General features: G+C 41.5%; 21 protein-coding genes. 11 read left to right on the forward strand and 10 right to left on the reverse strand.

Translation table 11 applies throughout. From position 1 onward, the window contains the following. From GLIP_RS08225 to GLIP_RS08235, 3 genes are all read left to right on the forward strand, one after another. Positions 1 to 3,363 (forward strand): ATP-binding protein (locus tag GLIP_RS08225; RefSeq protein WP_040522432.1); only part of this gene is annotated, 3,363 nt, incomplete at its 5' end. After that, the gene (locus GLIP_RS08230) at positions 3,360 to 3,995 is read left to right on the forward strand and encodes a hypothetical protein (RefSeq protein ID WP_008844149.1); all 636 of its coding nucleotides are present in this window, start codon (positions 3,360 to 3,362) and stop codon (positions 3,993 to 3,995) included. The genes GLIP_RS08225 and GLIP_RS08230, both read left to right, overlap by 4 nt. Beyond that, entirely contained in the window at positions 3,992 to 5,212 is a 1,221-nt protein-coding gene (locus GLIP_RS08235; protein ID WP_008844150.1) for a hypothetical protein, read from the forward strand. Before GLIP_RS08230 ends, GLIP_RS08235 begins: the two co-directional genes overlap by 4 nt. A 62-nt stretch (positions 5,213 to 5,274) precedes the next feature. Here GLIP_RS08235 and GLIP_RS08240 read toward each other — a convergent pair whose 3' ends face one another. Next, positions 5,275 to 5,832: a hypothetical protein gene (locus GLIP_RS08240; RefSeq protein ID WP_008844151.1), complete on the reverse strand. Its 558-nt coding sequence runs from the start codon at positions 5,830 to 5,832 to the stop codon at positions 5,275 to 5,277. A gap of 195 nt (positions 5,833 to 6,027) precedes the next feature. Here GLIP_RS08240 and GLIP_RS08245 point away from each other — a divergent pair, with 195 nt between their 5' ends. Continuing rightward, a complete protein-coding gene (locus GLIP_RS08245) occupies positions 6,028 to 7,788 on the forward strand; it encodes a monovalent cation:proton antiporter-2 (CPA2) family protein (RefSeq protein WP_040522434.1) in 1,761 nt (586 codons plus the stop codon). An 88-nt stretch (positions 7,789 to 7,876) separates the two neighbouring features. Here GLIP_RS08245 and GLIP_RS08250 read toward each other — a convergent pair whose 3' ends face one another. After that, the gene (locus GLIP_RS08250) at positions 7,877 to 8,266 is read right to left on the reverse strand and encodes a MerR family transcriptional regulator (protein ID WP_008844153.1); all 390 of its coding nucleotides are present in this window, start codon (positions 8,264 to 8,266) and stop codon (positions 7,877 to 7,879) included. A gap of 68 nt (positions 8,267 to 8,334) precedes the next feature. On the opposite strand from GLIP_RS08250, the gene GLIP_RS08255 reads away from it, so the two are divergent. After that, on the forward strand, positions 8,335 to 10,371 hold the full coding sequence (locus GLIP_RS08255) for a TonB-dependent receptor plug domain-containing protein (RefSeq protein ID WP_008844154.1): 2,037 nt from the start codon (positions 8,335 to 8,337) through the stop codon (positions 10,369 to 10,371). 85 nt (positions 10,372 to 10,456) lie between these two features. Here GLIP_RS08255 and GLIP_RS08260 read toward each other — a convergent pair whose 3' ends face one another. Both GLIP_RS08260 and GLIP_RS08265 read right to left on the reverse strand, forming a co-directional pair. Further along, positions 10,457 to 11,098 (reverse strand): GntR family transcriptional regulator, encoded by a 642-nt coding sequence (locus tag GLIP_RS08260; RefSeq protein ID WP_008844155.1) that lies wholly within the window; start codon positions 11,096 to 11,098, stop codon positions 10,457 to 10,459. Between the two features lie 4 nt (positions 11,099 to 11,102). Next, complete coding sequence (locus tag GLIP_RS08265) at positions 11,103 to 12,272, reverse strand: benzoate/H(+) symporter BenE family transporter (protein ID WP_008844156.1); 1,170 nt, start codon at positions 12,270 to 12,272, stop codon at positions 11,103 to 11,105. A 202-nt stretch (positions 12,273 to 12,474) separates the two neighbouring features. Here GLIP_RS08265 and GLIP_RS08270 point away from each other — a divergent pair, with 202 nt between their 5' ends. Continuing rightward, on the forward strand, positions 12,475 to 13,212 hold the full coding sequence (locus tag GLIP_RS08270; protein WP_008844157.1) for a dienelactone hydrolase family protein: 738 nt from the start codon (positions 12,475 to 12,477) through the stop codon (positions 13,210 to 13,212). Between the two features lie 22 nt (positions 13,213 to 13,234). Here the strand turns inward: GLIP_RS08270 and GLIP_RS08275 are convergent, their stop codons facing one another. The 4 genes from GLIP_RS08275 to GLIP_RS08290 form a co-directional block, all read right to left on the reverse strand. After that, positions 13,235 to 14,476, reverse strand: a complete 1,242-nt coding sequence (locus GLIP_RS08275; RefSeq protein ID WP_008844158.1) for a serine hydrolase domain-containing protein — start codon at positions 14,474 to 14,476, stop codon at positions 13,235 to 13,237. A gap of 90 nt (positions 14,477 to 14,566) precedes the next feature. Next, entirely contained in the window at positions 14,567 to 15,316 is a 750-nt protein-coding gene (locus GLIP_RS08280; protein ID WP_008844159.1) for an SDR family oxidoreductase, read from the reverse strand. Positions 15,317 to 15,353: 37 nt separating this feature from the next. After that, on the reverse strand, positions 15,354 to 16,055 hold the full coding sequence (locus GLIP_RS08285; protein WP_008844160.1) for a histidine phosphatase family protein: 702 nt from the start codon (positions 16,053 to 16,055) through the stop codon (positions 15,354 to 15,356). A gap of 173 nt (positions 16,056 to 16,228) precedes the next feature. Further along, on the reverse strand, positions 16,229 to 17,455 hold the full coding sequence (locus GLIP_RS08290) for an acyl-CoA dehydrogenase family protein (protein WP_008844161.1): 1,227 nt from the start codon (positions 17,453 to 17,455) through the stop codon (positions 16,229 to 16,231). 108 nt (positions 17,456 to 17,563) lie between these two features. On the opposite strand from GLIP_RS08290, the gene GLIP_RS08295 reads away from it, so the two are divergent. Both GLIP_RS08295 and GLIP_RS08300 read left to right on the forward strand, forming a co-directional pair. After that, positions 17,564 to 18,526, forward strand: coding sequence for a LysR family transcriptional regulator (locus GLIP_RS08295; protein WP_040522440.1), 963 nt, complete (start codon positions 17,564 to 17,566; stop codon positions 18,524 to 18,526). Between the two features lie 20 nt (positions 18,527 to 18,546). Next, the gene (locus GLIP_RS08300) at positions 18,547 to 19,689 is read left to right on the forward strand and encodes a hypothetical protein (protein ID WP_008844163.1); all 1,143 of its coding nucleotides are present in this window, start codon (positions 18,547 to 18,549) and stop codon (positions 19,687 to 19,689) included. Between the two features lie 4 nt (positions 19,690 to 19,693). On the opposite strand, the gene GLIP_RS08305 is transcribed toward GLIP_RS08300, so the two are convergent. Further along, positions 19,694 to 20,005 carry a DUF3301 domain-containing protein gene (locus GLIP_RS08305; RefSeq protein ID WP_008844164.1) on the reverse strand — a complete coding sequence of 104 codons (312 nt, stop codon included), beginning with the start codon at positions 20,003 to 20,005 and terminating at the stop codon, positions 19,694 to 19,696. Positions 20,006 to 20,008: 3 nt separating this feature from the next. Beyond that, complete coding sequence (locus tag GLIP_RS08310; protein WP_008844165.1) at positions 20,009 to 21,052, reverse strand: DUF3549 family protein; 1,044 nt, start codon at positions 21,050 to 21,052, stop codon at positions 20,009 to 20,011. Between the two features lie 145 nt (positions 21,053 to 21,197). Between GLIP_RS08310 and truC the strand changes: the two genes are divergently transcribed. The 3 genes from truC (at position 21,198) to GLIP_RS08325 (ending at position 23,131) form a co-directional block, all read left to right on the forward strand. Beyond that, the gene (gene truC, locus GLIP_RS08315; RefSeq protein WP_008844166.1) at positions 21,198 to 21,953 is read left to right on the forward strand and encodes a tRNA pseudouridine(65) synthase TruC; all 756 of its coding nucleotides are present in this window, start codon (positions 21,198 to 21,200) and stop codon (positions 21,951 to 21,953) included. A gap of 22 nt (positions 21,954 to 21,975) precedes the next feature. After that, positions 21,976 to 22,431, forward strand: coding sequence for a flavodoxin (locus GLIP_RS08320; protein WP_008844167.1), 456 nt, complete (start codon positions 21,976 to 21,978; stop codon positions 22,429 to 22,431). Between the two features lie 199 nt (positions 22,432 to 22,630). Next, positions 22,631 to 23,131: an HD domain-containing protein gene (locus tag GLIP_RS08325; RefSeq protein ID WP_008844168.1), complete on the forward strand. Its 501-nt coding sequence runs from the start codon at positions 22,631 to 22,633 to the stop codon at positions 23,129 to 23,131. Positions 23,132 to 23,188: the final 57 nt, after the last annotated feature.

Raw genomic sequence — 23,188 nt, forward strand, 5'->3', positions numbered from 1 at the left:
AAAAACAAAGCAGGTGAGCATAGCAGTGTGACCATGAATGAACTAGCCCGCAGCTTAAAGCGAGCCAATGTTCTAGTGACTAACCTGCTCAATACTAAAGAATTTAAAGCTGTCTTGCAGAACGATAGAGGGGTACTGAATGACAGTGCTAACAATCGTGAATTGCTCGGCTATGCTCGAATTTTTAGTTTGTGCCAACAAGCTAATCATCTGCGTCATATTGAAAAACTAGCAAAAGCCGTTCATTCCAAAGAAGGTAAAATGGAAACCATCAAGGCAATGATCGCGGCTATTTTAGAAGAAGACGGTGTGCAACCACCAAGCTCTAGCCTGAGTCGAAATCGGGTGGAAGATTGGATTAAGGAATGCCATCTTATTAAAGAATTTGACGTTATTCGTCCAGAGTTCGCAAAATTGGAACAAGCCGAACATCAGTTAAATCAAACTGAACATCGTTTGTCGCAGTTGCAACATCAATTTGAATTAGATACCAGCGCATTAGCCGCAAGTGTGGTTCAAAATGAAAGTCAATTGGACGAGATTCAGCTTACTAGTAAAAAACTAGATGCAGATTGGACGCAACAACGAGATGAATTGAATCAAAGTTTGTCGGTTGCAAAAGCGGATACAGAAAAATTCGAATCCGACCTCGAACAAATAGAAAATGAATACGACGATTGGCAATCACAGGATATTGAAACTCTACAGAGTAATTTACAACAATTACCGCAGTGGGAAAGTGAGCTGGAGACATCGTCGAGTCGATACGCGTTGTTAACTGAAAAGCATCAGGATGTAGAAGCCAGTTTTAACAAGCGCATGGCGCAAATAAGTGAAAAACTGAATCTTGAATTAGAAGATTACTCTGAACAAAAAGCTCAATTACAAGAGACACTTGGCGCACAAAAAAATCAAGAACAACAAACCTTAGCGCAAATCCGCGAAGATTATCAAAGTCAGCTCAGTGCAGTTGATGCTGAGTACCGTCAACGTGCAGATGAATTGAAGGTGCAATATACCGAAGTTGCAGCTTCGCTAAAAAATGCAGGGTTTGATGAATTTGAACAAAGTCAGCTAGATATTCTTGATGCAACGGTGAAAGAGGCCGGTATCGCAGAAGATGCAGCGCGAGAAAAACATCGAAAATCTCAACAAGATTTCAATCATGCAGTGCAATTACGAAATAAAGCCAATGGGGTGTTGGAAGAGTCGCGACGTGCTCAATTAGAAGCGCAACATCAATTGGACAAAATTGATGGCATGCTTTATCCGGGAGAAAACAGCCTGTTAGAATTCTTGCGCAAAGAGCGACCGGATTGGCAAAATAATTTAGGCAAAGTGTTACACCCTGAATTGTTTAAACGCAAAGATTTGAAACCAACGATGGACAAGGCGTCAGACAGTTTATTCGGCGTGAAATTGGATTTGCATGCGGTTGATATGTCGGAGTTCGCGGAATCAGAAATACAGCTTCAACAAAAATTAACCGAAGCTCAACAAGTACTCGATAAAACTCTAAGCAAACAAAATGAAGCAGAGCTTGAATTAGCCAAAGCCAGTGAAGAAGTCCGCAATAAAGAGTTGGCTCAAGCGAAAACAGAAAGTGCCTGTAAAACTGCTGAGGCAAGCCGTCGAAGAGCGCAACAGGATAAAGATCAGGTCCAGCAAGAATATGCGCATGCATTGTCACAGCGCAAACTACAAAACAAAAAACGTTTGAGTAGTATCGAGTCTGAACAAACAAAGTGTACTTCACAACATACCCAAGCTATCGCTGAAGTAAAAGATCAGCAGCGTGAATCTGAGACTGAACATCAGTTTCATTGGCAACAACTTATTCAAGACTTGCAGGCCAAAATCGATGTTGTCGACAGTCACATAAAGAAAGCCAAAGAAATAGCAGTCGAAGACAAACAGAAAATAGAGCAATGGAAAGAAGATGAGTTAAACAATCGCGGGGTTGATGTCGACGATATTGGCAGCTTGCAAAAACGCATCAAACAATTGCAGAAAGATATTACTTATACAGATACCCATCGTCATAAAGTCAAAGACTACGAACGTTGGTATAACACCTATTTTGTTGGTTACAAAGTTACCTGGCAACAAAGTTTAACCGCTGCCAAAAAGGCAGCCAGTAAAGCAGAACGTGCACTAAATCAAAAGCACGCTGATTTCAAAGAGCAACGTCAGAAATGCAAAGATCAACAGGTTCAACTTGAACAGGATTTGCGTACTGCACGTGAGCAAAATATTGACGTTCAAAGCATTATTCGGAGTCTTGTTAAACTAAAACTGGCAAAGTCGGACAATAATGAGAATGCGGGTGTCAATACCAAACCTGATACTGTCAATATAGGCCAGCGTATATCAGAGGGGCAGGAACTTTTGCAAACCCGTGATCGCTTGCTTGGTGATATCAAAGTGTATGTGGAACATTTTGATCAACTGATAGCGGCTCAATCCGGTACTGGTTTAGCAGATATATGGGAGCGTTCTCGCGACGAGTGTGCGGTCGTCAATGACCAAGGTATTCGAAACATAGATCACAGGCGTATGGTGGTGCACTTATCTCAACTTCTTAATGAAGTGGTACCGCAGAAACTTCACGGATTACGAGAACAGGGTCGAATATTTGGGGCAGACCTTACTCAGTATTACAATGTTCTGGAAGATATTGATAAGCGAATTGCCAGTCAAAGCAAGCGCATTAGTAGGGAAGTCGATGAAGAGTTATTCCTTGATGGAGTATCAGATTCGGCGGTGAAGATTCGCTCTCGAATTTCAGAATTGGAGTTTTGGCCTGAATTAGCACAATTTAACAAGCTTTATCAAAGTTGGATGAAAGGTGGAGCGGTTGAGTTACCTGACGATGAATATGCCTTGAGCATGCGCAAAGTACTAGACATTTTAGGGCGCGCAGCCCTAAGTGGTGGGATAAGCAAGTTGTTGGATATTGAGCTACACATCAAAGAAGGGAATTCTAATCTTATAATTCGTACTGACCGACAATTGAACGAATCTTCCAGCCACGGTATGGCTTACCTAATTTTATGTAAGTTTTTATTGGCATTTACGCGCCTGCTACGAGGCGATGCCGATGCCACCATCCATTGGCCAATTGATGAATTAGGTACGCTTCATCAAAGTAATGTGAAGAAAATTTTTGATGCCTGCCAAAACAATAACATCAGTGTGGTTGGCGCATTTCCTAATCCTGAATCTGAAGTGCTGACGTTATTTGACAATCGTTATTTGATCGACAAAAACACGCGAAAATTGCAGGTAGTGCAGCCTAAAGTCAGTGCCATTGCTGAACATATTCAAAAACGAAAGCAAGCAGAGCAGGAGGTTAGCGCATGATTAGTGAACAAGGGCGTATACTCGAAAGCTTATTATCTGGTGCATTCATATGTCAGGTTAGTGATGAGGATGGATGGCGATTTCTTAAAACAACAGGTAATAGCGATAAGATTGAGTCTCAACTGAATATGCTCAATCGTACCTTAGCGAGTGCCGCGGAAGGTGAGGTGTATTACGCTGCCTATCAAACGCTAGGTGACAGCGAACGTAAAGTGCTAACTAGCCAGTTTCAAGATATTTCGGGTCACTTAGTGCCACTGGTTGAATGGCTATTGTTGGTACAGCAAGCGGGTGGAACGGATGTGCCGGTTACACAAGGGACGGCGATTCGCTTAGCTGAAATGCAACTTACTATCGAAGACACGCCGGCGTTTGCAGAACAGTTGGCAAAAATTTCCCATTACAAACTTTTTGGTTCCACCAGTGTGACGGTAGATGGCCAAATAAAACAAGTTTTTAAGCGGTTAACGGATTTAGGTTATATGTTGCGTCCCAATCAAGATAAACAAATTTATATTGCTACTGGTAAAGTGGAATATTTATACGAGGTAATTAAGTTTATTGACGAAACCGAGTCACTTTCATTGGCGGAGCAAGCGGATAGCGCCGTTAAGCAAGGTAGTCTGATATGAACCAGAACCTGCATCAGGCTGGGGTCAAGCTTCTTAATGCACTAAGTAGGCATGCCGACTTACTTATGCAAGTGTATCTTTCAGGCACAGTTGATGAAGCGAAGTTCAGCCCCAAAGTAATCGACAGTTTGGTGCAAATGGGCATTCTCTGGCGTCCGGATGCCGATGCTGATTTACGCTTAAAAAATGCCGTACGACAATTACTTGAAGGTAGTTTGCACGACGAGCGGAATCGCCAAATTGATGCGAATATAGGCTCTGCTTTAGCCGGCCTCAAAACACTGGCTGGTCATTATAAAGAAGCACTCCAAAATCAACGTTTTACAGAGTCGCATGCGCATTTGTCCGATTTGACCGAACACGTTTATGCGCTGACTGAATCGCTGGAAAACAATGTGAGAGTGTTGTTTAGTCGGATCAATAACGAATTCGGTTATGTCTCTTCAATTGATGCAAAGATTCGCGAGAATCAATTAGCGCAATCTCAAGTTTCAGAACTGCTGACTCAGTTGGAAATGTTTAGGTTCGACGAATTGAGCGACATTGCTGCTAGCAATCGCGAGTTACGTCACTTGTTAATTGTCACCTTGCAACACAGCTTTTCACGTGTAACCCAAGAGTTGTCAATTGTGCAGGCGCGATTGTTGTCTTTGTTAGGCCGTTTCAGAGAGTTACGTGGCCGAACTCGCCTGTTAAAAGGGTTTCTGCTGCATATGGAACATTCGCCTAGCTTTGTGCCTGTGAATTACTGCGGTCTTTCACAAGTTCCTATGCTGTTTAATCAAGCCAGTCCGGTAATTAAACCTGCGTCTGTTGATGTCACTCGCATAGAACATGAACAAGAATTGCAAAATTTAGTCAGCGCGATAAAAACCTTGAATCGTCCTGTTAAAGCCTATCAACCAGAGCGTGCAGCACATCAAATTCATGTTGAAAAACAAAGTGAAGTCGAATTTGCGGAAGATAAACTTAAAAAAGCAGTTGAAGCGTACTTCTGTCAGATAATTGATACGGGTGAACGCTTAACGGCGCTTGACTATTATCAACAACAAAACTTGGATTTTGATACTGAGGCGTGGCTATATCAAGTCATTGGAGGATATCAGGGCTTAACCTCCGAAGAACAATCTTATTTTGCTATTGAGCAAACCGGCGAACCTCATCCCATCTACAATGGTAATTTCATTATTCGAGATGTTGAGCTGGGGTTAAGATAATAAAGTAACAGTAAGGCAGCATAAACCATGGTGCCTTACCGACTATGTCCTCCAATCTTCGTTTAAGGCATAACTTTCATAAAATTATTGAATTTGTCTTGCCCCTTGACGACCCATTCAGGCGTTGACTCTCCCGTTCCTGCCAACTCAAGATTAGCGTGCAGGCTTGCTACTTGTTCTACAATTTCAAGTTGTTCGTCGGTCGCATCGACAAAGAAAATGTGTTTCCCATCTTGGAGCAATTTTTGAAATTGTTTAAACTGGTAGTTGGGGACTTGGATGCCAATCAATCCACCTTCCCAAGTACAAAAACCTAAAATAATTGCAGCAAGAAAACCAAAAGGAATCCAGCCTGCCGGGGATTGATGCCATTGCATGCTATAGGCCAGCAGTAAAACCAAAGCTGCGCCAATAACGCCGACTAAAGCGCCTAACTCAGTTGATCGCACCACGTCTTTTTTTAAAACAGATTCTATTGCATGTAAATGATGTTTTTCGACTTCAGCATCGTTTTCACTTAGCACATGGAGTTGTGGTGAGCTAAAGCCTCTTTGTTCGAGTTCGTTTTGAATGATTTTCAGGTCATTTAAGTCATCACTTATATAGTATTGTCTTTTCATCTCAAGTACCCTTTGGCTGTCTTACAAATGTTTTCGTGCTAATACAAGACTAGTACAAAAAGTAAAAAGTTGATTAATTTTTATTCAGTTTGGGTGTTGAAGAGAACATGTTAATCGTCAGGCATTGATGCGAAGTTTGCCATTCAAGTAGATAACCCAAAAAAGTTGTCGTTTTATGAACTAAGTGAGAAATAAATGAGTGTGTTGGGTTCAACAATGATCTTTTTAGCGGCAGCCGTGGTTGCCGTCCCGATATTCAAACGTTTGAAGTTGGGTGCAATACTGGGCTATTTAGTCGCTGGTATGGTCATTGGTCCATCCGTTATGGATTGGGTATCAGAACCTGAGACTATATTGCATTTTGCAGAGTTGGGGGTGGTATTGCTGCTCTTTATCATTGGCTTGGAATTAGAGCCTGAAAAGCTATGGAAAATGCGTGACCAAATCATTTTTACGGGCGGTGGCCAGTTGTTTCTCAGCGCCACTGTTATTGCCTTTTCAGTTAAATATATTATCGGTATCGATTGGACCGCAGCGATTGTTATTGGTCTTGCGGTCGCACTCTCTTCTACAGCGTTCGCCATCCAGTTAATGGATGAGCAAAATATTCTCAAAACCACGCCAGGACAAAAAGGGTTCTCTATTTTATTAATGCAGGATTTGGCGGTAATCCCGATTCTACTTTTGGTGCAAGGTTTATCAACCGTATCCACAGTTGATTCACCTGAATGGTGGATTAGTGTTTTAGCTATTATCGCGGTGTTGATCATCGGCAAGTTTCTGATAAATCCATTTTTGCGTTTAATTTCCCACTACGGTAGTTCAGAAATTATGACCTCGTCAGCCTTACTTATCGTAATTGCCACTGCCTTGGGTATGCAAGAAGCGGGATTGTCCATGGGCATGGGCGCATTTGTTGCGGGCATGCTGTTAGCCAACTCTAGCTTTAAACATCAATTAGAAGCCGAGATCGAACCTTTCAAAGGCTTATTATTAGGCTTGTTTTTTATCGCTATCGGGATGAATTTGGATTTGGCTCTATTTATGGAGCAGCCGTTACTCATCATTGGTGCGGCATTAGCGTTGATCGTCATTAAAAGTGTGATTATTTTTGCCATTCTTAAATTATCGAAACAGTCCAAAACGGATTCTGTACGTATTGCCCTGATGCTATCACAAGGAGGGGAGTTTGCGTTTGTGGTAATGGGCGCGGCTAGCGTAGGCAACCTACTCGAGCCGATAATTGCAAGCCACGTGACGCTGATTGTAGGAGTGTCGATGGCGTTAACCTCGCCACTGGTTATATTGCATAGTATTTGGTTTAACAGTCGTAATTGTCCGCCAGTATACGATTCGCAAAGCGACATGTCTGAGCCAAGGGTTATTATTGCGGGCTTCGGACGATTTGGACAAGTAACAGGGCGTATTCTAGCGGCTAACAAAATTCCGTTTACTGCACTAGATAAAGACGCGGAGCATATTGAATTCGTGAAAAAGTTTGGTAATAAAATTTTTTACGGTGATGCGACCCGTTTGGATATATTAAAAATCTCAGGCATCGAACAAGCGTCGATACTGCTGGTTGCTATAGATAATGAACAAGATACCTTAAAAATTGTTTCCCTTGTGAGTGAACATTTTCCGCATGTGAAAATGGTGGCTAGAGCGCGCAATAGAGATGCGGTTACGCGCTTATCCAAAGTTAAAAACCTACATTTTGTTAGAGAGCTATTTTGGGGTGGATTAAAGGCGGCGAAGCAAGTGTTACAGGATTTCGGTATTGAAGAAAAACAAGCTACTAAAATGTGCGAAATGTTCGAACAGCATGATGAAAAGATATTACGAGAAGTGATAGAAGCCGATTCTGATTTGACTGAGATGATCGCGTTGAGTAAAAGAGGCAGAGCAGATTTGGAAACATTATTCGCAAACGACATAAAAGAAATTGGTCGTTAGTCATTTATGAGTTACCTAAAAGGCAGAAATCTTAGGAGATTAATAGTTTCTTTGAATCGATTTAGATGTCAGGATTGAACAAAAGCAGCTAGTTTGACTTTAAATGATGCAATATTGAGCAGTCTTCTATTTTATGATTTGCACAAGATGTAGCCAGCGCAGATAGGGTTTTTTCTAATATGGCAAGTTCTCGTTGAGTTTGTTGAATTCGGTTCAATTGTTTTGCAATCATGTCATCTATAAACGCACAAGATGCATTGGGATTTTGTTGTGCATCTAGAAGCTGTTTTATATCACCAATGGCAATATTCAGTTCTCTACAACGGCGTATAAATACCAGTGTATCTATATCCTTGATTCGATATTGACGATAGCCGTTATCGTTTCTGCGAGCAGGTTTTAACAAACCCACTTGTTCATAATAGCGAATTGTTTTCGCGGGGACATTTGACGCTATTGCGAGTTCACTTATTTTCATCTTGACCTTCCAGTGACTGTAAGCTTTAGACTAAGTATATCATTTATTTAATCTGTAAAAATCAATCTATGTTTCCATTTTCCCGCTTAGCTCTACTGTTTTTAGCTTTCTCCCCTGTTGCCGTGAGTTACGCCAATCAAGATGATTCTTCACATCCCGAACATGAAAAGGGAGTAAATCCGCAACATAATCAACATTCAGAACAAGATAATCACGAACACGAACATGCCGAAGAAGTTGAGAAAATTGTTGTTCAGGCAACTCGCTCTGGGCGAATTGCAGATGAACAACCTATTCGAGTTGAACTTATCAATCGTGAAGAAATTCTGGAAAAAGCCACCATGCGTCCGGGAAATATATCAATGCTTGTGGCAGAAACGGGCGGAGTTCGAGTACAAACCACATCTCCTGCTTTAGGCAGCGCTAATATCAGACTCCAAGGAATGTATGGAAGATATACGCAATTATTGGCTGACGGTTTGCCGCTCTATGGAAATCAGGCTGCATCGATAGGTTTGCTACAAATCCCCCCGACTGATCTAGGCAGAGTAGAAATTATTAAAGGTTCAGCATCTTCGCTTTATGGTGGCTCGGCATTAGGTGGAGTGATCAACTTAGTATCAAGACGTCCCGGCGATGAATTTAATGGTGAGGCGTTAATTAACTTAACTACCCGCGATGGGCAGGATTTTACTACTTATGTTGAATCACCGTTATCGGATGCATGGAAAGGATCAGTAACCGCTGGTGCACACCATCAAAAAAGTGAAGATATCGATAATGACAACTGGATCGATTTGGCCGGATACGAGAGATATACCGTTCGTCCTCGACTTTTCTGGCAAGGAGAAAATGGCGAGAGTCTCTATGTAACCGCAGGTTACATGACTGAAGATCGCACAGGTGGAACAGTTACAGGAGCTGTTGTCGCAGATGGTAATCCTTTCCAGCAATCTCAAGAATCTGAGCGCACCGATGCTGGGCTGGTGTTTTCCATGCCAGTATCTGATGTATTTACCTTGTCTACCAGAGCATCGGCAATGGTACAGCAGCATGATCATATTTACGGTAACACCGTTGAAGATGATAAACATGAAAGTTATCTGCTTGAAAGTAGTTTGTCTGGATATAGTGAAAAAAGTGATTGGGTTGTAGGTGTGGCTTATCAATCTGATAAGTATCAATCCAATACGTTTCCAGAGTTTGATTATTCTTATGAAGTGCCGGGCATATTTGCTCAATTAGACTATGAATTAACTACCAAATTAACGACTTCTTATAGTATTCGCATCGATGATCATAACGAATATGGCACGCAGGCAAGTCCGCGAGTCTCAGTGTTATACCGCCCCGGGGATTTGACTATAAGAGGCTCATACGGTCAGGGTTTTTATGCGCCTACGCCATTTGTCGAGGAGATAGAAGCCGCAGGACTTTCCAGACTTGAGCCAATTCAGCAACTACGTGAAGAACAAGCTGAGACAGCGTCGCTGGATTTCACCTATAGATTTGACAGTATTGAAACCAGCCTGACCTTATTTGGTTCTGACGTAGACAATGCCACAGAGTTAGAAGCGTTTTCATCAACCGAAAATGGAACGCTAGACAGGGTAAGGTTGATCAATGCTGATGGAGTCAGTCAAATACGCGGTTCTGAAGTTTTGCTGCGCTACTATTGGAAAGATATTAAGCTAACCGCGAGCTATTTGTATTTGGATGCGACCGAAGAGTCCATGGATAACGGAAGCAGGAAAAAGATTGCGCTTACCCCACAACACTCTGCCGGATTGGTGGCTATGTGGGAACAACATGATAGTTTTCGTTTGGGATTTGAAGCCTATTATACCGGTTCGCAGCAGTTGAATAATAATCCGTATTTAGAAGAATCTAACCCTTATTGGCACTTAGGTTTAATGGGCGAAATTACCCTCGGACGGGTAAGTTGGTTTATAAACCTGGAAAACCTTTTAGATGTGAAGCAAAGTGATGAACATCCTCTGCTTCTGCCTGCTAGAGCCCCAAGCGGCCAGTGGACAACAGATATCTGGTCTAGAAACGATGGATTTATTGCTAACGCGGGAGTGCGAATCAAGTTTAGTGATTAAACGTTCCACTAAAGACATTTAAAAGTGGTTGGTATTTTCATCATACCGCCACTTTTAGTTGCTTATCAGCTTCGCGTTATTATTCTTATTCTAGATCGTTTAAATAGTTGACAAGGATTTCACCTGCATCCCTGATGTGAGCTTTAAGAATGGCTTGCGCATGTGAGATATTTTTTTCGCTTATGGCATTTAATATTTGATAATGCTCGTCTTGGCTGGTGTTGGAATATTGTAGCTTTTGGCTGTGGTAACCAATATATCTGCCGCATTGTTGATGTAAACTTGCAATAGTTCCGAATAAAGTAGGACGATTTGCTGGTTCATATAAACAGGCATGGAATTGCCAATTTAATTCACCGTTTTCTTCGATGCTTAAGTCTTTATTGTTATCAAGCTTTGTTAATATATCAGCAGCTTTGCCTAACATTTGCTGGTTTAAATTGGGTATCGACTGAGCCAAAATCAGCGGCTCCAAATACATTCTCATCAAATATAAATCTTCTGCTTCTGTGGCGTTTAGCTGCGGAATCATAACGCCCCTTTTACCGCAGGGTATTAGCCACCCCTCGCTTTTGAGCCGATGTAGTACGTCTCTGACGGGGATTCTGCTGACATTATAGCGCTGTGACAGCATTTCCTGTTTTAGCGCTTGACCGACAGGCAAGCGATTTTCTTGAATATCCGTTTTGATTTGGCTATACAGGAGTTGCGCGGGTTGTTTAGGCATATCGTTACACTCTCTTACTAAGGTACATTGCTGTCATACCTATAATTACACCCCAAAACGCGGATGCGATTCCAAAAAAGCTAATGCCTGAAGCTGTCATTAAGAAGGTTAACATAGCGGCTTCTTTTTCCGAATCTATATTTAGTGCAGCTTTTAAACTCGCTCCTATGGTAGTTAATAGCGCCAACCCCGCCAATCCAGCAATTAAAGCTTGAGGAAAGGCTGCGAATAAACTCACCACTGCAGTACCAAATACACCGGCAAGGATGTTGAATACGCCAACCGAAACGCCAGCGATATAACGCTTTTCCGGATTCGGATGAGATTCGTCACTGGTGCAGATAGCCGCAGTAATCGCTGCTAAATTAAAGGTAAAACCGCCAAATGGCGCAAATAATAGCGTAGTTACACCGGTAGTAGTGATAACGGGCGAAATTGGTTGATCTTGGTAACCACTGCTTTTAAGAATGGCAACACCGGGTAGGTTTTGCGATGTCATGGTGACAATAAACAAGGGTAATCCAATGCCGATGATTGATGACCATGAAAAAGTTGGAGTTACCCATTCAGGTGAAGCCAAAGCAAGAGATAGATTTTGAGTTTGAATTGTTTGATTAAACAAACAGAAGGTCACACCGCATGATAATACCAACGGAATGGCGTATCTAGGAACGAGACGTTTAGCTATCAGATAAATCAAAATCATCGATATGATCAAAAACGGTTGTGTTTGCATCGCGCCAAACAAACTAAGTCCAAACTGTACTAAAATTCCGGCCAACATGGCAGATGCTATCGATAGAGGGATAAGGCGCACTAATCGATTGAAAACGCCTGTCACACCAACCAAAGTAATCAGCACCCCCACGGTTAAAAATGTGCCTGTTGCTGTGGCTAAATCTGCATCTGCAGTGCCTGTCGCAAGTAACGCTGCACCTGGTGTAGACCAAGCAATAATAAGTGGACGCTTGTACCACAATGAAAGACCTAATGAACTAAGCCCCATCCCTAGCCCTAAAGCCCACACCCAGGATTCTATTTGCTGACTATTGGCACCGGAGGACACAGCCGCTTGAAATACGATTGCCATGGCACTGGCAAACCCAACTAGAACCGCAATAAAACCTGCAGCAATGGCTGAAAGCGAGCTATCTCTAATGATTGAGTTAAACATAAATGTATACATAAATTAATTTGTATACATTTTACTGGTTTTCAGTGAATAAGGAAGATGTTTTTTGTAACAATGCTTATGGATTAAAGTGAAGCCTTTAGGCTAATCAGCGCAAAATGTCTTTTGAGTGATTCTTTACTAATAATCTATCGCGCTTTTTAGTAAAGTCACAGACATACCAAATGTTGAGGAAAATCAGGTTATGCAAATTCTAAAAGAGGTTGTCGATTTAGACACGGTGACCGGAAAAATGCGCTGTTACATTTATCGCCCAAATAGGGAAGGGGCGTTCCCTGCGATCATTTTTTATTCAGAGATTTTTCAACAAACGTCACCTATAAGTCGCTCTGCTGCGATGATGGCTAGCCACGGATTGGTAGTCATTGTTCCAGAGATATTTCATGAACTTAATCCAATGGGTACTGTTTTAGCTTATGATGATGAAGGTAAGGATAAAGGGAATGACGATAAGTTGTGTAAGCCGTTAATCGATCACGATAGTGATACTGTGGCACTGATTGATTTTATTCAATCCGCTACTTATTGTTCCGGCAAAGCAGGTGCTATGGGTGTATGCATTGGTGGACATTTAGCATATCGTGCTGCGTTGAACCCCAATATAAAAGCGGCTTTTTGTTTATATGCTACTGATATTCATAGCAATACGCTGACTGCTGAAGCCAGCCAACAGAGTCTTGCGCGTATGTCTGACATCAAAGGTGAAATACACTTTGTGTGGGGAAAACAAGATCCTCATGTTCCAAAAGAAGGTAGGTTGGCTATTTACCAGAAATGCTTGGAAACAGGCATAAATTACCACTGGATTGAAGTGAATGCAGTGCATGCATTCATGCGTGATGAAGGTGATCGATTTGATGGCGCGCTTGCCATACAAATGTATCAACAAGCGGTCGCGCTGTTTCAGCGGGTATTATCATAATCGCACAACAGGAAGTAGCGGTTTAGCGGTCGATGCCCAATGATATTTTTATGGCAGCATCAATATGTTGCCAGTCTTTTAACCCCTTATTTGGGTTTAATTGGGTTAGGTATACGACTGCTACTTTGTCTTCTGGTCTTACGTAGTATTGAGAGTGATACGCTCCGCCCCATTCGTATTGCACAACTGTATCGGAGTTTGGTTGTTTAGTCAGCGCAAAAGCGTAGCCGAAACCATCATTCCAATCCATTTCGATATACGGAATTTGATCCCTTGTCATAGCCGATACTGACTCAGCTGAAATAATACGTTGGCCATCTAATATCCCCATATTCAACAACATACGTAAAAATTGTGCATAATCTTGAGCCGTTGATACTAAGCCTGCGCCTCCCGAAAACGCCTTTTTAGGTCCTTTTGCATAGTGTCCCTGACTGACCATGAAATTTGTAGTTTGATTTGTATCTGGGGCTCTGACAATGCGTTTGTCAGTCGCAGAGTAAACGGTGGCTAATCGTGACAGCTTAGAGTCAGGCACATAAAAATGTGTATCTTGCATGTGAAGTGGGTCAAAAATAAATTGCTTAAAAAATACATCCAACGTTTGAGCTGACACTTTTTCTACAATTGCGCCGAGTAAATCTGTGCTATGACCGTAGACAAAGCTTTCCCCCGGATGTGCAAGGTGAGGAATATCGGTTATCCCAACAAGCGCTTCTCCTACAGATTGTGTTTTATCTGCAAAATACCAACCGAACATATTGGCATCTTTCCATTCCTGTTCATTTGGTCCCCATCCATAACCAATGCCTGATGAGTGAGTCAACAAATCGTGTATGGTGATTTCTCGCTTAGCTTCGACAACTTTCGCATTCTTATTTTCGTCTAATTCGAGTACTGTGGTCGTGCTAAAAGACGGTATGAATTTAGAAACCGGATCGGTTACTTTCAGCTTACCTTGTTCTTGCAAAATCATTATCGCTACTGAGGTGATTGCTTTGGTTTGAGACGCAATACGAAACATGCTGTTTGTTTGCATGGGTATGCCGGCTTCTACGTCTTGTTGACCAGTCGCATAATGCAGTACGGTTTTGTCGTCTTTTAATACCAACACCACGGCACCTGCCAATTTCCCCTCATTAACATAACCATTGAGTATACTTTTCGCTGCAGTAAAGTCGTATTCTGTTGCTTGTAAAGCGGTGCTAAATACTAATGGAAGCAGATACCAATAGAGTGACTTAATAAAACGATGGTTGAACATAGCGCAATTGATCCTCGAGAAGGATGTCTAATAGTGGTGATTTTAGATTAGCGGCGCGCTATTGGCAAAATTGACAAGCGCCCAACTTAATCAGCTCATGTTTTTTAACCATGAAAGAGGAGCAACGCGCAGAATTGGTTGTAGCACTGCCCACGGCCAGCGCGGAACATAGCTGTTAGCGCCTTCTTTTTCGATTGCTTTGACGATAGCTTTGCATCCTGTTTCGGTGTCCACAATAAAAGGGACTTTTTTGACTTTTTCATTGATTTCGCTGCGAATAAACCCCGGATGTACGGTAGAAACCTTAATTGGTGTATCTAAAACGTCAATTCTTAACCCTTCGCTTAGTGAGCTTAGTCCTGCTTTGGTAGCCGCGTATACGTTGATCGCTCTTCTGCCACCACGGATTGCACTTATCGAAGAGATCGTGACTAAATGACCTGCGTTTTGTTGTCTGAAGATTTCCATCGCGGCTTCGCACTGCGCCAATGCTGATACAAAATTGGTCACAGCGGTTTGCTTATTAGCATAGAAGTAACCCGTGCCTATCGAAGCACCTTTGCCCATACCTGCATTTACTATCACTCTATCGAGATGCCCAAACTCTTGCTGAAATTCTTTAAAGACTTCGAACACTAGGTCGTGGTTGTCGACGTCTAGTGATTTAATCACTACCTTGATCTCGGGGTTAATCTTGAGTAATTCGATCTTCAGCTCTTGCAGGCGTTCCATACGCCGTGCGCAAAGCGCTAAATTTCTGCCCATTTTAGCGAATTCAATGGCCATGCCTTTGCCTAAACCTGAGCTGGCACCGGTAATTAATATGTTTTTTCTTATCATTGTAGATTTCATCTCTTTTTGGTTGGCGTAAACATGCTTATTTGTATGTAATTAAGGCTTTATCTTCACTCTCAAAATGACTGTGTTCATTTAAGGTTGATAAAAATACTCGAGATTGAGTGGCAACTAATTTAGTCACACTACAATTTACTAAGGTCCAATTAACTTGCATTACGTTTTTCGCAGCTATCCCTAACAAATATTGGCTGACAACAGAAATCGGCCCCCCTGAGGTGAAGACTGCTACTTTTTTAGCGCCTTTGCAGTTGGTAATTACATTTTCCAAGGCGACTTTAATTCGTGTTTGATACACATCCCACGATTCAATATAGTCGCTACAGTGCATTGCAGACATCCATCTATTCATAGCATCGTTAAACAGCTTTTCAAATGCTGCTTTAGGGTTAGGTTGAGTTAATAACCAATTTTTGACCGATGGTGCATCGGCAAACTGAGGTCCCATTTGCGCAATGATGTCATTGTGATCATATTCGTTCCAAGCTGAGTCAATATGCCAACTGGTTTCGTCATATTCTACTGCCATGCCAGTAAGACAATTTTCTAACGTTTGTTTATGTCTTAACATGCTGCCTAGATAGACTTTGTCAAATTTTCCAATTCGAGCTCCTAACGCTTTACCCAACAAAAGGGCTTGTTGGTGCCCCATATTAGACAACATGTCGTAGTTTTGCTGTCCAAACGAAGCTTGACCGTGTCTAATTAAATAAATCGCTGTCACATCTCATCCTTTAACTCTAGTAAGCATAATTTTTTGCAGTTTGGGTAATAAGTGTAAGTTTAAAGTGCTAAAAGCTGGGTCATAATCCTGAATCAATAATTATATGTTTTAGTGATACAGGACTATTTTTTTATTACTCGTATTATTCCAAACTGCTATCCATGTCAGTTGGTTTAATTATTCGCATACTTTTTGAGTTCGATACGCGTCACCATGCCCTGATGCACCTCATCCGGACCATCCGCTAATCTAAGTGCACGAGCGCCGGCGGCAAATCGCGCAAGCGGGAAATCGCTGCACATGCCTGCACCACCATGAAATTGGATTGCCATGTCTACCACATTTTGTAACATTCTTGGCACAACAACCTTGATCGCGGAAATTTCCGTCATTGCATTCTTCACACCCACCGCATCAATCTTCCACGCCGCGTTTAAGGTAAGCAACCGAGCTTGGTCAATTGCCATACGTGCTTCGGCAATGCGTTCTTGGTTACCGCCTAATTTTATCAAAGGTTTACCAAAGGCTTGGCGAGATTGGCCTCGCAGAATAGCCAGTTCAAGGGCTTTTTCGGCCATGCCAATTGCGCGCATGCAGTGGTGGATACGACCTGGGCCTAATCTGCCTTGTGCAATTGCAAACCCTTTGCCCAAGCCCATGATGATATTTTCTTTTGGTACTCTAACATCAGTGAAATGCATTTCTCCATGACCATATGGCGCATCAAAATCGCCATAGGCAGTCAACATGCGTTTTATTTCGATACCTTTACTATCTAAGGGAACTAGTACCATGCTGTGTTGTGCATGTCTGTCATTTTCAGGATTAGACAATCCCATAAAAATAGTCACTTTTGCATTTGGATGTCCTAGTCCAGTACTCCACCATTTTTTCCCGTTGATAACAGCTTCGTCACCATCGATTTCAATAGTGGCCGCCATATTGGTCGCATCAGAGGAGGCTACATCAGGCTCTGTCATGCCAAAAACTGAACGGATTTCACCAGCCAATAAGGGGTCAAGCCACTGCTGTTTCTGGGCATCTGAACCAAAGTGATAGAGAACTTCCATATTGCCCGTGTCGGGTGCGTTACAATTAAATATTTCGGGAGAAAAAGGCACGCGTCCCATTTCTTCAGCCAAAGGTGCATATTCCAAACAGCTTAAACCTTTTCCTAACTTGGCATCAGGTAAGAATAAATTCCATAAGCCTTGTTCGCGCGCTTTGTGTTTTAACTTTTCAACATCAGGATGCAATTTCCATTTTTGCCACTCCCCAGTAGGATTGATCTCTTCCATTTCGGCATAGATTTTTCGCTCAATTGGGTAAATGTTTTCTTGCATAAACTTTTTAAGACGTGCGAGATAGTCCTGGGCTTTTTGGCTATGTTCGAAATGCATGGTTAAATCCTTCTCGTTTTAAATTAACAAGCAGCATATACACAGTTGCTCATTGAATAAAATGAAATATACTTCAAGTCTAGTATGAATTTAGTTCATGGTGAGAGATTGGCTGAGATTAAACAGATCCAAAGGTTAGATTTGAACCTTCTTAAAGTATTTGAAAGTCTATACTTGGAACAAAATATGACCCGAACGGCAGAAAGGCTGAATATTACGCCATCTGCAGTAAGTCATGCTGTGAAAAGGTTGCGAGACTGTTTGCAGGATCCATTGTTTGAGCGCAGTCAGAACAAAATGCTGCCTACCCCAGCTTGCAAGCGTATGGCACCACTGATTATTGATAATTTGAGTCGCCTTAGGCAAATTCTGCAGCAATGGGGAGACTTTGATCCAGCGACTAGTCAGCATCACTTTCGAATCGCTATGCATGACGCTCTTGAACCAGCAATTTTACCCAGTATTGCCAAGATGCTGTTCGAAACTGCACCAAATGCTACTTTTGCAAGTGTAAAAGTAGAGCGAAACCAGTTATCTAGAGCGTTGGCATCTGGACAATTTGATTTGGCTTTCGATGTGGCTATGCCGCTTAAGCCGCCGATTCGTCATCTCAATGTACGTAACGATAATTTCGTGATTTTGTTAGACCGTCAGCATGCTTTGAGCGATGCTATTGGGCAAGCACAGGGCGACTTTTCAGGTAACAAGATAAGCCGGGAAACCTATTTTACATCTGAACATATCAGTGTTTCACATCGTCCTACCGGTGCGGCTTTAGAGGATATCATGCTGCAACAGCAAGGTTTTACCCGGAACGTTGCGGTACGTTGTCAAAATTATTATGCAGCGAAAGAAATGCTAAAAGGCTCGCCATTTTTGCTCACGTTACCCCGCTCTTTGGCAATTCAGTTATTGGATACTAGTTTGGTATCTGTGCCAATTCCTTTTGAAATGCCGTTAATCTCTACACATATGTACTGGCATCAAAATACGGAAGATGATCTTGCTTTACGTTGGTTTAGAGAGGCAGTGAAGCAAATAATGATAGATAATAATCAATTCAAAAACTGATTCAGTAATGTGGAAAAGACGTGCCAGAACCGCTCAAAAATTTATTTAGTATCGAACTTATTACTTCAATGGCTAATCATTTTGCAATCCATCATGCTGCTTTTGATCGCGAAGCATTTTTATCTTTTGCTTGTGCTAACTTGGCGAAGTTGGAATTAAAACAACGTTCTAATCAAATTTTAGAAGCGATAAAACGCGGTATGCCTGATGACTTTGAGCAAACCGCCGAAATTATGCTAAAAAGCTTGGCCGAAGAGGAAGTCTGCGAAAAAAAACAAGATCCAGATATGGCAATTGGATTAAAAGGGTGGGCAATCATGCCAATGGCTGAATTTGTCGGTTTATACGGACAAGCACACTTTGACACCTCCATGACTTTGTTGCACGCCTTTACCAAGCGATTTACGTCAGAATTTGCTATCCGGCACTTTTTCTTAGCGTGTCCGGAAAAAACGCTTAATAAATTTCAGCAATGGAAAGGAGATAAAAATTACCATGTGAGACGCTTAGTCTCAGAAGGCTGTCGGCCACGACTACCTTGGGGAATGCAACTTCCAATTTTTATTCAGCAACCTCAACTGATAATGCCGTTATTGGAACATCTTAAAGATGATAGCGAAGATTACGTTAGACGGTCAGTGGCAAACAATCTTAATGACATTGCTAAAGATCACCCTGATGTTGTAGCTCAGGTAATGGCTGATTGGTCGCAAGGAGCTAGCACTAAGCGGCAAAAATTAATTCGTCATGCCGGCCGCACGTTACTCAAACAAGGCCACCCGCTGGCATTACAAAGCCAAGGGTATTTGCCGCCCAAACTAAAAAAGGTCGCGCTTTCTATCGCAGAAAATGTGCTAGAACTGGGCTCAAAGTTGCACTTTTCGCTACAAATAGAGACTTGTTCGCAACAGGAACAATTACTAATGATCGATTTTGCCGTACACCATTTAAAAGCGAACGGGAAATTATCTGCAAAGGTATTTAAATGGAAGCGTGTTACTTTGCAAAGTGGAGAGGTGTTATTATTGACTAAATCCCATGGGATTAAACCTATCACAACGCGCACTTATTATCCGGGGACACATAAACTTGAGGTGATCATTAATGGCGTGAGTGTGGCAATCAAGAACTTCGAACTCCAAATGAATATAAGCAGCTCGTGATGGATTAGGAAATTCGATATGCTGGCACATCCACGTTTTCGACACTAAGACCGCGCATTTTTAACGTGCCTAAATACCGCTCTTCTCCGGTGCTGGAAAATTCAAACGAAAACTCTGTATACCAATCCAGTTTAGCTTTAAATAGGATTACTCTGGTTTTGCTTCGAGCGATACTTATCAATTGCAACCCATTGAGTTCACAGTAATTTTCTAAATAAACTTTTGCTTGTTCTGATATCGCTCGAATTCGCCAAAATTGAAACATAATTGCCGCAATAATGAATAACACGAGTATGTCGGTAAGATTGATATTCATTTACTAATCCTGATTTTTATGGCTCGAAAATAAATGACCTACCGCGGCAGATAATTGTTTCGATTTATTCGGGTACCTTAACATTGCTAAAACGTCGTCTCTGATATCAGGTAGTTGCACTAAATCCTGGAAAATGCCTTGGAATAGCGCGAAACTAGGATCTGCCGCTGCAACTTTTTCAAAAAATGATATTCGTATTGCTTCTGAGTCTAGGTAATGCCAAAGGCGCCCAGAAATAATAACCAATAGGTTGCTATTGTCAGATAATGTGCTGTTTAACACCAATTCAATCGCCTCAGAAACCGCCTTTTTTCCTGTAGTTTGAGCAAACGCTCTTAGCCCATGTTGCCATTTAATGGCGTCGTCTTGATGCTCATGCATCCATGCCATAATGCAATTTGTGCATGAGTCAGGGACGGGATGATTCTCCATGCTTATCAACAATTGATACTGTACTTGCACCGGAAACACATGAAAATACTCACTGATGTTGTTTTGGATATCGTTATTATCAAGATCGGCAACGATGTCAGCTAACCCTTGTAATGCAATGGTTTGCCAATCTATTACCATGGGAGATGCAATATAGGTTTTAGCTGCGTCATAATATTGAGAAAAACCTAATGATATCGCTTTTCTACTCTTACTATTAAAATCAGCCAATTGATTTTGATTGGGTAGAAATGAATAGGGATTTTCAGGTAGTTGACCATTCTTTTTATCCGCATCTTGCAGCTCAGATCCTAGTGCATCAACAATAATCTGCAAGAAATGGTTGCGACAGGCTGAAACGACCAGCCCAGTTTCATCAATTGGTAATTTAACAAACCAAATATATTGTTGTTCCGAACGCGTTTTATCCCAGAAAATAATGCCATACCAAGCGTGTTGAGCTCTCGTGAATGAAGGCTTCGCTTGTGCATTTTCTTGCTCTAAGAATTGCTGACTCGATATTTCGCGAATTGTTCTGCCCATATCAAACACGCGATAATTTGTTCCTGCGTGTAATAAAAATTCACTAATTGATGATATTTGGTTTTTGCTCATAATCAGGTTGCGGTAATATGCTCTGTATACAAAATGTAAGGCCGCAGAGTATAGCGTTTTGCGTAAGCTTTAAAAAGAAATCGACAACGAAATCCTCAATTTTTACTAACCCTAAATAATATTTTAACTAAGGTGTTCCAGTTGCATGCATTTAGATATTCTGTATCAAGATGAATATATTGTCGCAGTAGATAAACCTGCTGGTCTACTAGTTCATCGAAGCATGATTGACAGACATGAAACCCAATTTGCAATGCAATTGTTACGTGATCAATTAGGGCAACACGTATTTCCCGTCCATCGATTAGATAAACCAACTTCCGGTGTGTTGCTATTTGCGCTGTCTTCAGAAATTGCCAAAACATTAAATCAACAATTTGCGGATAAGCATGTCAGTAAGACCTACTTCGCGATTGTCCGAGGTTATTCTCCAGAAGCGGGGCAAATTGATTATCCACTAAAAGAGAAGCTGGATAAAATTGCAGACAAAAAGGCACAGCAAGACAAACCTGCACAAGATGCGGTGACTGATTATCAATGTTTACAGCAATTTGAGTTGCCTTTTGCCGTAGGGCGGTATCAAACCTCACGCTTTTCACTTGTAAAGCTACAGCCGCTTACGGGACGAAAACATCAATTACGTCGGCATATGGCACATATTAGACATCCTATTCTAGGTGATACAACTCATGGTGATGGCAAGCAGAACGCATTTCTGCGCCATCAATTTAACTTACAGGGTTTAGCACTTAGTTGTTCTGAAATGGTGATAAGCCACCCGGTAACACAATTACGGCTGAAATTGGCAGCTCAATTTGATATAAGACTGGCTGTCCTTTTAGAACAATGGGGCTTGAGCCTCAAGCAAATACAGAATCTTACTAATTTAAATAATGATTAATCAATCTTAGGAACAATTCATAATGGTAGACGTGGGAATTTTTGTTGGCTCTGTTTACGGTAATGCTCAGCATGTTGCCGAGCAAGTGGAAGAAATGTTGGCTGAAAAAGGCCACAATGTAGAGCTATTTACAGAGGCAACAATTGATGATTTTAAACAGACCAAGTCTGTGCTGTTTATCAGCTCGACTACTGGTCAGGGGGATATTCCACCTAATTTAGAGTTTTTGATCATGGATATGCGCGATACTATGCCTCTTATGGAACAAAAACCATTTGCCGTTATTGGCTTAGGTGATAGTAGTTATGGCGACAGTTATTGTGGCGCAGGAAAGCAAATATTTGAATTGCTTGTCGAATTACAAGGGCGGCCAGTTTCGGATCTTTTGATTATTGATGCTATGGAGACGTTAGAGCCTGAATTAGAAGCAGTACCATGGGTAGAAAAGGTATTGCCAAAGTTGATTATCACCCAGTAACGTTGCGTCTAGAAGTTTGCCTCAACATAGAGATAAATGCGAAAGAATAGCTAATTGAAAAGTGCATGGTTATTTTTTCCGCTATCTTTTTGGCGGGAAATCACCGTATACTAAAAATCGATATATTAATATTTGCGCTTTAACTCTATATTTACAGTCAATTAAGACGTCAAACTTTGTGGGAGTAAATCACGCGTACATGATAAAAAAAGCAAGAGACTTCGCAATTGAATCTCACGGCGATCAAAAATATGGTAAGCATCCATACTCATTTCATTTAGATCAAGTAGCTGAAAAGGCTAGGGCATTTGGTGAAGAAGCCGAAGTTATTGCTTATTTGCATGACGTTGTTGAAGATACTTCCGTTACCATTGAAGATATTGAAAGTCAGTTTGGTAAATTAGTCGCTATTTGTGTGTCAGTGATTACTGACGAAACAGGCAATAATAGACAAGAGCGTAAAGCAAAAACCTATCGAAAAATGGCAGAGGTGAAAGGCGACGCTGAACTGGGACTAATCGTTAAGGTGTGCGACCGATTGGCTAATGTAAGCACTAGTATCAAAAACCACAATGCTAAAATGTTCAATATTTATTGCCAAGAACATCCGGTTTTTAAGAAGTCTGCTTTTCGGCAGGGGTTATGTGACGATTTATGGCTAGAATTAGACAACCTTATAGACACATCTAACAAAATCTAAACGCGTTTCAATCTAGGTGGCCGTTCTGTTTTGTTTATAAATAAGAAAACCCTGTAA

Origin of the sequence: Aliiglaciecola lipolytica E3, from assembly GCF_000314975.1 — a bacterium.
GTDB lineage: Bacteria > Pseudomonadota > Gammaproteobacteria > Enterobacterales > Alteromonadaceae > Aliiglaciecola > Aliiglaciecola lipolytica.

Excerpts from the sequence above, each read along its gene's own strand:
- GLIP_RS08235 (WP_008844150.1), top strand. The coding sequence starts at position 3,992 with ATGAACCAGAACCTGCATCAGGCTGGGGTCAAGCTTCTTAATGCACTA.
- GLIP_RS08265 (WP_008844156.1), bottom strand. The coding sequence starts at position 12,272 with ATGTTTAACTCAATCATTAGAGATAGCTCGCTTTCAGCCATTGCTGCA.
- truC (WP_008844166.1), top strand. The coding sequence starts at position 21,198 with ATGCATTTAGATATTCTGTATCAAGATGAATATATTGTCGCAGTAGAT.
- GLIP_RS08275 (WP_008844158.1), bottom strand. The coding sequence starts at position 14,476 with ATGTTCAACCATCGTTTTATTAAGTCACTCTATTGGTATCTGCTTCCA.
- GLIP_RS08305 (WP_008844164.1), bottom strand. The coding sequence starts at position 20,005 with ATGAATATCAATCTTACCGACATACTCGTGTTATTCATTATTGCGGCA.
- GLIP_RS08245 (WP_040522434.1), top strand. The coding sequence starts at position 6,028 with ATGAGTGTGTTGGGTTCAACAATGATCTTTTTAGCGGCAGCCGTGGTT.
- GLIP_RS08290 (WP_008844161.1), bottom strand. The coding sequence starts at position 17,455 with ATGCATTTCGAACATAGCCAAAAAGCCCAGGACTATCTCGCACGTCTT.
- GLIP_RS08310 (WP_008844165.1), bottom strand. The coding sequence starts at position 21,052 with ATGAGCAAAAACCAAATATCATCAATTAGTGAATTTTTATTACACGCA.
- GLIP_RS08325 (WP_008844168.1), top strand. The coding sequence starts at position 22,631 with ATGATAAAAAAAGCAAGAGACTTCGCAATTGAATCTCACGGCGATCAA.
- GLIP_RS08270 (WP_008844157.1), top strand. The coding sequence starts at position 12,475 with ATGCAAATTCTAAAAGAGGTTGTCGATTTAGACACGGTGACCGGAAAA.
- GLIP_RS08320 (WP_008844167.1), top strand. The coding sequence starts at position 21,976 with ATGGTAGACGTGGGAATTTTTGTTGGCTCTGTTTACGGTAATGCTCAG.
- GLIP_RS08240 (WP_008844151.1), bottom strand. The coding sequence starts at position 5,832 with ATGAAAAGACAATACTATATAAGTGATGACTTAAATGACCTGAAAATC.
- GLIP_RS08280 (WP_008844159.1), bottom strand. The coding sequence starts at position 15,316 with ATGATAAGAAAAAACATATTAATTACCGGTGCCAGCTCAGGTTTAGGC.
- GLIP_RS08230 (WP_008844149.1), top strand. The coding sequence starts at position 3,360 with ATGATTAGTGAACAAGGGCGTATACTCGAAAGCTTATTATCTGGTGCA.
- GLIP_RS08250 (WP_008844153.1), bottom strand. The coding sequence starts at position 8,266 with ATGAAAATAAGTGAACTCGCAATAGCGTCAAATGTCCCCGCGAAAACA.
- GLIP_RS08255 (WP_008844154.1), top strand. The coding sequence starts at position 8,335 with ATGTTTCCATTTTCCCGCTTAGCTCTACTGTTTTTAGCTTTCTCCCCT.
- GLIP_RS08260 (WP_008844155.1), bottom strand. The coding sequence starts at position 11,098 with ATGCCTAAACAACCCGCGCAACTCCTGTATAGCCAAATCAAAACGGAT.